General features: G+C 45.6%; 1 protein-coding gene. It reads left to right on the top strand.

Annotated elements, in window-relative coordinates:
- Positions 1–87 precede the first annotated feature (87 nt).
- Complete coding sequence (gene ahpF, locus RJ01_RS15505; protein ID WP_034171736.1) at positions 88–1,653, top strand: alkyl hydroperoxide reductase subunit F; 1,566 nt, start codon at positions 88–90, stop codon at positions 1,651–1,653.

Here is a 1,653-nt window from a genome sequence, read left to right as displayed (position 1 = left end):
TATAAAAACAAACTGTTTTATCTATTTATCGATTTGGCTTAGTATCTACTTATCGAATGAATTCTTACTCCTTTGGAGACGTTAGCAATGTTAGATCAAAATACTTCAGCTCAATTAAAAACACTACTTGAACGTTTGGAAGGCCCGATTGAATTAGTGGCAACTCTGGATGGCTCTGACAAGTCAGCCAAAATCAAAGAACTGGTTGAAGAAATCGCTCAGCTTTCTGATCTAGTCACTGCCCGTTTTGACGGTACCAACAAACGTGCACCAAGCTTTGGTGTGGCAAAAGCCGGTGAACAGCCTCGTGTGTTCTTCGCAGGCTTGCCGATGGGCCATGAGTTTACGTCGCTGATTCTGGCATTGTTGCAAACTTCAGGTTATGCACCAAAAGTTTCTGCCGAAGTTCTGGAATCAATTAAAGGCTTAGGGATCAAATCTGACTTTGACGTATTCGTATCACTCAGCTGTCATAACTGCCCTGATGTCGTTCAGGCACTCAACCTGATTGCCATCTATAACCCAGGTACAACTGCAACCATGATCGATGGTGCCTTCTTCCAGGACGAAGTGGAAGAACGCAAAATCATGGCCGTACCGATGGTGTTCCAGGACAATGAACATATTGGTCAGGGCCGTATGACACTGGAAGAAATCATTGCCAAACTGGATACCAATGCCGCAGCCAAAGACGCGGAAAAACTGAATGCCAAAGATGCATTTGATGTGTTGGTGATTGGTGGTGGACCTGCAGGGAATACTGCAGCGATCTATGCAGCACGTAAAGGCATCAAAACTGGGATCGTGGCTGAACGTATGGGCGGTCAGGTGATGGATACCATGGACATCGAAAACTACACATCAGTGCAAAAAACCCAAGGTCCGAAATTTGCCGCTGAAATGGAAGCCCATGTTCGTGAATACGGTGTCGACATCATGAACCTGCAACGTGTATCTGACATTAAAGGTGCAGATAGCACCGCCAATGGTCTGGTAGAAGTAACTTTAGAAAATGGTGCGAAACTTGAATCTAAAACCGTGATTCTGTCTACCGGTGCACGCTGGAGAGAAATGAATGTTCCAGGTGAACAGGAATACAAAACTCGTGGTGTAGCGTACTGCCCACACTGTGATGGTCCATTGTTCAAAGGTAAACGTGTAGCGGTGATTGGTGGCGGTAACTCGGGTGTAGAAGCTGCGATCGACCTTGCGGGTATTGTTGAGCATGTAACGCTCGTTGAGTTTGATACAAAACTGCGTGCGGATCAGGTACTTCAAGATAAATTGAACAGCTTGCCAAACACCACCGTAATCAAAAATGCGCTTTCTACCGAAGTGATCGGTGATGGTTCACAAGTCACAGCGTTGAAATACAAAGACCGTGCAACTGATGAAGAGCATACAGTTGAACTGGCAGGGATCTTCGTTCAGATCGGTTTGTTGCCAAACACCGACTTCCTGAAAGGAACCGATGTTGAGCTAACTAACCGTGGCGAAATTATGATTAACGAGCGCAATGAAACCAATGTCAAAGGTGTGTTTGCTGCAGGTGACTGTACCACTGTTCCTTACAAACAGATCATCATCGCCACTGGTGAAGGTGCCAAAGCATCATTATCTGCCTTCGACTACATCATCCGTTCTGGTCAGTAA

Source organism: Acinetobacter sp. YZS-X1-1 (genome assembly GCF_000804305.1).
Classification (GTDB): Bacteria; Pseudomonadota; Gammaproteobacteria; order Pseudomonadales; family Moraxellaceae; genus Acinetobacter; species Acinetobacter variabilis.
Note: the sequence above shows the minus strand (reverse complement) of the source record. Positions and strands in the feature narration are given on the sequence as shown.